6 protein-coding genes are annotated in these 6,152 nt (G+C 61.9%); all 6 read right to left on the minus strand.

Features of this window, described 5'->3' with window-relative positions; all coding sequences use genetic code 11:
- Window positions 1–203 precede the first annotated feature (203 nt).
- Window positions 204–872, minus strand: a complete 669-nt coding sequence (locus EN939_RS17235; protein ID WP_127268985.1) for a TIGR02117 family protein — start codon at window positions 870–872, stop codon at window positions 204–206.
- A 109-nt stretch (window positions 873–981) separates the two neighbouring features.
- Entirely contained in the window at window positions 982–1,731 is a 750-nt protein-coding gene (locus tag EN939_RS17240; protein ID WP_031213892.1) for an amino acid ABC transporter ATP-binding protein, read from the minus strand.
- A 136-nt stretch (window positions 1,732–1,867) separates the two neighbouring features.
- Window positions 1,868–3,025 carry an amino acid ABC transporter permease gene (locus tag EN939_RS17245; protein ID WP_127268986.1) on the minus strand — a complete coding sequence of 386 codons (1,158 nt, stop codon included), beginning with the start codon at window positions 3,023–3,025 and terminating at the stop codon, window positions 1,868–1,870.
- Window positions 3,026–3,034: 9 nt separating this feature from the next.
- The gene (locus tag EN939_RS17250; RefSeq protein ID WP_127268987.1) at window positions 3,035–4,222 is read right to left on the minus strand and encodes an amino acid ABC transporter permease; all 1,188 of its coding nucleotides are present in this window, start codon (window positions 4,220–4,222) and stop codon (window positions 3,035–3,037) included.
- 62 nt (window positions 4,223–4,284) lie between these two features.
- A complete protein-coding gene (locus tag EN939_RS17255; RefSeq protein WP_127268988.1) occupies window positions 4,285–5,313 on the minus strand; it encodes an amino acid ABC transporter substrate-binding protein in 1,029 nt (342 codons plus the stop codon).
- 441 nt (window positions 5,314–5,754) lie between these two features.
- Window positions 5,755–6,152, minus strand: a 398-nt coding sequence (locus EN939_RS17260) for a DUF2182 domain-containing protein (RefSeq protein WP_206528304.1), incomplete at its 5' end; no start/stop codon positions are given.

Here is a 6,152-nt window from a genome sequence, read left to right on the forward strand (position 1 = left end):
GTCCTGCCGGACATCTCCCCCACTTGGGGGGAGATCGGCCGGCACCGCCGATTTCACCAATCTCGAACGTTGCAGGGCCGCAGGAAAGAGCGGGGCGCCGAACCGCCAATCTCCCCCCTCGTGGGGGAGATGTCCGGCAGGACAGAGGGGGGCGCGAAGGAATGAGGCGTCTCGCATTGGCGAAACGCGACAAGACGAGACAGCTAATTATACAGCCGCATCGATAGCCCGAGCGATGCAGGCAGCGGGTTCCACCAGCCGGTGCGCAGGCCGGCGATGCGCAAGGCCGCCGCCGTCCAGGTGTTGCAGCCGACCAGTGCGTTGAAATGGCCATTGGCTTCGTAGAAGCCGTCGAACCTGGAATAGGCTGCGTCCGGAACGAGGATCGGGCCTTCCGGTCCCCGCTGGAAACTCGCATCGATGAAATCGAGCAACGCCGTGAACCGATCCTCGGTGATGTCGAACCCCGCGATATCGGGGCGCGGTTCGACGATGTCACCGGCGACATCGACATGCATGACCGACGCGTCGAGTGTCAGTGCCTTCATCACCGGCACCGCCTTCAGCTCGGACCATGTCGGCGTCTCCAGGTAGAAGGCGCGGCCGCCCCAGCCGAAGACGATGTAGCGGACCTCCGGCCTGTCGGCCGGTATGCCCGCGTCGACCAGGAAATGGAAACGCCGGCGCACGGCGTCATCGACCGGGATGGCGATATCGGTGTGGATCGGATTGTTCAGCACCAGGATGTGGCGTGTCGCGGCTGGCACGGCGGCGGCGGCCGGCCACAGCGGCCGTGGCACGAGGGTGCCCGTCGTCACAGCGAGTGCGACGAGAACCAACAGAAGACCCAGAAAACGTCCCAGTCTTTTCATTGAAAGGCGGCCCTGCAAACGCACTCCGGCGACACGAACGCCCGCCTGTTCTCCCATACGCAAAAGAGCCCGGCAGTGTTTCAGCCGGGCTCTTCGTGGCCGTCGAGGCCTAGTGCAGGATCTGCGACAGGAACAGCTTCGTGCGCTCGTGGCGCGGGTGGTCGAAGAACTCGGCCGGCGTGTTCTGCTCGACGATCTGGCCCTGGTCCATGAAGATCACCCGGTTGGCGACCTTGCGGGCGAAGCCCATCTCGTGGGTGACACACAGCATGGTCATGCCTTCCTCGGCAAGGCCGACCATGGTCTCCAGCACTTCCTTGATCATCTCCGGATCGAGCGCCGAGGTCGGCTCATCGAACAGCATGATGCGCGGGTTCATGCACAGCGAGCGGGCGATCGCCACACGCTGCTGCTGGCCACCGGAAAGCTGGCCGGGATATTTGTTGGCCTGTTCCGGGATCTTGACGCGCTTGAGGAAATGCATGGCGATTTCCTCGGCCTGCTTCTTCGGCGTCTTGCGCACCCAGATCGGCGCCAGCGTGCAGTTCTCCAGGATGGTCAGGTGCGGGAACAGGTTGAAGTGCTGGAACACCATGCCGACCTCGCGGCGCACCTCGTCGATCTTCTTGAGATCGTTGGTCAGTTCCTTGCCGTCGACGATGATCTTGCCCTTCTGGTGCTCCTCCAGACGGTTGATGCAGCGGATCATGGTCGATTTGCCGGAGCCGGAGGGGCCGCAGATGACGATACGCTCGCCGCGCATCACTTTCAGGTTGATGTCCTTCAGCACATGGAACTCGCCGTACCATTTGTGCATGGCGATGATGTCGATGGCGACATCGGTCGTGGAAATCTGCATCTTGGCGGCGTTGACCTTGATCTCTTCGGCGCTGACGGCATTTTCGGTGGCCATGACAGAATCCCCTTGTTCTTTATCGTTGGTAGTGATGCATGTCGTTATCCCAAAACCGCTATACACTTTTGGGCGACATGCATCAGCGTTTGTGGCCGGTGTCGAGCCGGCGTTCGGTGTACATTGAATAGCGCGACATGCCGAAGCAGAACAGCCAGAAGACGAAGGCGGCGAAGATCAAGCCGGACCTCGCCGTCTGCGCGGTTGCCCAGTTTGCATCGGAAAAATTCTGTTTGACGATGCCGAGCAGGTCGAACATCGAGATGATGATGACCAGGCTGGTGTCCTTGAACATGCCGATGAAGGTGTTGACGATGCCCGGGATGACCAGTTTCAGCGCCTGCGGCATGACGATGAAATACATCTTCTGCCAATAGCCGAGGCCGAGCGAATCGGCACCTTCATACTGGCCCTTGGGGATCGCCTGCAGGCCGCCGCGCACCACTTCGGCCATATAGGCCGCGGCAAACAGCGACACGCCGATCAGCGCGCGCAGGAACTTGTCGAACGAGACACCCTCCGGCAGGAACAGCGGCAGCATGACGCTGGCGAAGAACAGCACGGTGATCAGCGGGATGCCGCGCACCGTCTCGATAAAGACGACGCACAGCGTCTTGATGATCGGCATCTTGGAACGGCGGCCGAGCGCCAGCACGATGCCGAGCGGCAGCGACACGGCAATGCCGACGAAAGACAGACTGAGCGTCACCAAGAGCCCACCCCAAAGCGAGGTCTCGACATGCGGCAGGCCGAACATGCCGCCGACCAGCAGGACGAAGGCGACGATCGGCAGCACGAAGAACAGCAGCACCGCATTCAGCCCTTTGCGCGGCACCTTCGGGATAAGCATCGGCACCAGCAGCGCCACGAACAGGATAGCGACCAGGATCGGCCGCCAGCGCTCCTCGATGGGATAGCGGCCGAGCATGAACTGGCCGAATTTGGCGTTGACGAAAGCCCAGCAGGCGCCAGTCCAGCCGTCCGGCTGGATGCCGCCCTGCGCCACCGTGGCGCATACGGTCCGGTCCGGTCCCGTCCACACGGCGTTGATGAACGCCCAATTGGTGATTTGCGGCAGGATCATCGCCACCAGGGCGATGCCGACGATCGTCAAAATGGTGTCGCCGGCAGAAGCGATCAAGTTCTTGCGCACCCATGCGCCGAGGCCGGTGACGCTGGCGGGCGCCGGCTGCGCCAGCACCATTTCGGTGCGCACCCAGGACATATCATGTTCTTGCATGTCCTTACCTCACCTCTCCACCAGCGCCATCTTGGCGTTGAACCAGTTCATCACAAGCGAGGTCAGGAGGCTGATGGCGAGGTAGATCACCATCATGATCACCACGCCCTCGACGGCCTGCCCGGTCTGGTTCAGCACCGTCCCGGCGGTCGCCGTCAGGTCCGGATAGCCGATGGCGATAGCCAGCGACGAGTTCTTGGTCAGGTTGAGATACTGGCTGGTCAGCGGCGGAATGACGATGCGCATGGCCTGCGGCACGACGACCAGCCGCAGGATCGATCCGGACCGCAAGCCCAACGCACCGGCAGCTTCCGTCTGGCCCGCGCTGACACCCCTGATGCCGGCGCGCACGATCTCGGCGATGAAGGCGGCGGTATAGCAGGACAGCGCCAGATAAAGCGACAGGAACTCCGGCCGGACCTGGAAGCCGCCGGTCAGGTTGAAAGTCGACTGCTTCGGGTAGTCGAAGCTCAGGGGAAAGCCGCTCAGCGCATAGGCGAGCAGCGGAAGCCCGACGATCAGCGCGGTGGACGTCCAAAACACTGGAAATTGCTGGCCGGTCGCCATCTGCCGTTGCCGCGCCTTGCGCGCGACGAACCACGCCATGGCGATGCCGACGAGCAGGGCGACGAAGATCAGCCATGAGCCGTCGCCCCATACGGCGCGTGGGAAATAAAAACCGCGCTGGTTGAGGAAGGAGCCGAACGGCAAACCGATGCTGTCGCGCGGCGCCGGCAGCACGGCCAGCACGCCGGAATACCAGAAGAAGATGACCAGCAGCGGCGGGATGTTGCGGAAAACCTCGACATAGACCGTGCAGATCTTCCTGATCAGCCAGTTCTGCGAGAGCCGGCCGATGCCGATGACGAAGCCAATGATTGTCGCGGTGATGATGCCGACGATGGCGACGATCAAGGTATTGATGAGGCCGACCAGAATCGCGCGGCCATAGGTCGAATCCGACGAATACGCGATCGCGCTCTCGCTGATGTCGAAGCCGGCGCGGCCCTTGAGGAAGCCGAAGCCTGAAGCGATGCGCAGCCGCGTCAGGTTGTCGATGACGTTGTGGGCAATCCACCAGACGCCCGCCACCAGCAGCACGACGACCAGCACCTGGAAGAATATGCCCCGGATTTTCGGATCGTTGATGAAGGAACCGCGGCTGGGCTCCTCGCGAAGTACTTCCTGCGATGCCATTCGACCGTCCCTGGAAAGAGAAACCGGGAGGCAGATGATCTGCCTCCCGGATCACATTTCGATCAGCGGATCGGCGGCGCGTATTGCAGGCCGCCCTTGGTCCACAGCGCGTTGATGCCGCGCGCGATCTTCAGCGGGCTGCCCGAGCCGACATTGCGCTCGAACATTTCGCCATAATTGCCGACGGCCTTGACGATGTTGACCACCCAGTCATTGGAGACGCCGAGATCGGTGCCGATCTTGGTATCGGCTTCCTGGCCGAGCACGCGCTTGATCTCGGGGCTTGCCGAGTTCTTCATCTCCTCGACATTGGCCTTGGTGATGCCGAGCTCTTCAGCCTGCAGCAGCGCGAAATAGGTCCACTTGACGATGTGATACCACTGGTCGTCGCCCTGGCGAACGGCCGGTCCGAGCGGCTCCTTGGAGATGATCTCGGGCAGCACGACGTGGTCGGCCGGCGCTCCCAGCGTCAGGCGGATGCCGTAGAGGCCCGACTGATCGGTGGTGTAGACGTCGCAGCGGCCGGCATCATAGGCGGCGTTGACCTCTTCCAGCTTCTCGAAGACGACGGGATTGTACTCCATCTTGTTGGCCTTGAAGTAGTCGGCGAGGTTCAGCTCGGTGGTGGTGCCGCTCTGCACGCAGACGGCCGCGCCCGAAAGCTGCAGGGCCGAATTGACGCCCGGCAGCTTCTTGGCGTTGATCATGAAACCCTGGCCGTCATAGTAGGTGACGCCGATGAAGTTCAGGCCAAGCGCCGTATCGCGGTTGATGGTCCAGGTGGTGTTGCGCGACAGGATGTCGATCTCGCCCGACTGCAGCGCGGTGAACCGCTCCTTGGCGCTGAGCGGCGTGAACTTGACCTTGGAGCCGTCACCAAAGACGGCGGCCGCGACAGCGCGGCAGAAATCCGCATCGATGCCTTGCCAGTCACCCTTGTCGTCCGGCGCCGAAAAGCCGGCAAGGCCGGTGGAGACGCCGCACTGGATGAAGCCCTTCGCCTTGACGGTGTCGAGCGTGGCCGCCGACGCGGCGGACGCCATCAATCCAAGCGTGGCGGCGCCTAGAATGCCGATAGCAATGTGTTTCATGACCCACAGACCCTTTTCTCTGTTTTCAGGAGTAAATCCTGATTTTTTTCTCCCGTGTGAACGCGGCTTCATCCCGGCCCATTCCCGAAACCCCGCATCGTAACCGACGCGCCGCCTCCCATTCACAAATGTCATCGAAGGCGATAATTCCTGTGAGGTCAAGGGAAATGACCGAAACCCAAAGAGTTTGAAAACCGATTGCCGCAAATGCCCGATTTACAGACAAACACGCCCGCGATTTAGCCAGCAGGGCTAATAAAGGCGGCAAATCTCATGCAACGCCAACGCGGGGCCAATACGGGCCGCGGCAGCGAAATCCATCCCGGGCAATAGCTCGTCGTTGTTGACCTCCCCGTGCGACGAACTACCAGGTCCCAAGATTGTCATCTGACAATTTACTGACGGCTGCATACCAATACAGACCGCCGACGAAGACTGTTCTCAAAGGGCTTGAAAGACGATCCAGATCCCGATGGCGGCCATCAACGCGCCTGAAACGCGCGGAATCAGCTGCCCGGTCGGCACCGTCTTCTCCAGCAGAACAAGGATGGCGATGCCGGCGATCCACAGCACGTTCATGACGCCACCGACGAACAACAGAGCCATCAGCGCCCAGCAGCACCCCAGGCAATAGGCGCCGTGATCGATGCCCAGCCGAAGCGCGCCGAGCGGAGCGGAACGGAATCCGCCACGGCTGGCCAGGAACGCGATCGGCGCCTGACATTGGCGCAGGCAGATGCCCTTCATCGGCGTCCATTGATAGAGACCGGCGGCGATCAGAACGAGGCCGCCGAGGATCGCGCTGCCGGTCGCCATCGAGGGATCGAGCAAGGCTAGAC

Source organism: Mesorhizobium sp. M7A.F.Ca.CA.002.05.1.1, from assembly GCF_003998335.1.
GTDB lineage: Bacteria > Pseudomonadota > Alphaproteobacteria > Rhizobiales > Rhizobiaceae > Mesorhizobium.

Excerpts from the sequence above, each read along its gene's own strand:
- EN939_RS17235 (WP_127268985.1), bottom strand. The coding sequence starts at position 872 with ATGAAAAGACTGGGACGTTTTCTGGGTCTTCTGTTGGTTCTCGTCGCA.
- EN939_RS17240 (WP_031213892.1), bottom strand. The coding sequence starts at position 1,731 with ATGCAGATTTCCACGACCGATGTCGCCATCGACATCATCGCCATGCAC.
- EN939_RS17245 (WP_127268986.1), bottom strand. The coding sequence starts at position 3,025 with ATGCAAGAACATGATATGTCCTGGGTGCGCACCGAAATGGTGCTGGCG.
- EN939_RS17250 (WP_127268987.1), bottom strand. The coding sequence starts at position 4,222 with ATGGCATCGCAGGAAGTACTTCGCGAGGAGCCCAGCCGCGGTTCCTTC.
- EN939_RS17255 (WP_127268988.1), bottom strand. The coding sequence starts at position 5,313 with ATGAAACACATTGCTATCGGCATTCTAGGCGCCGCCACGCTTGGATTG.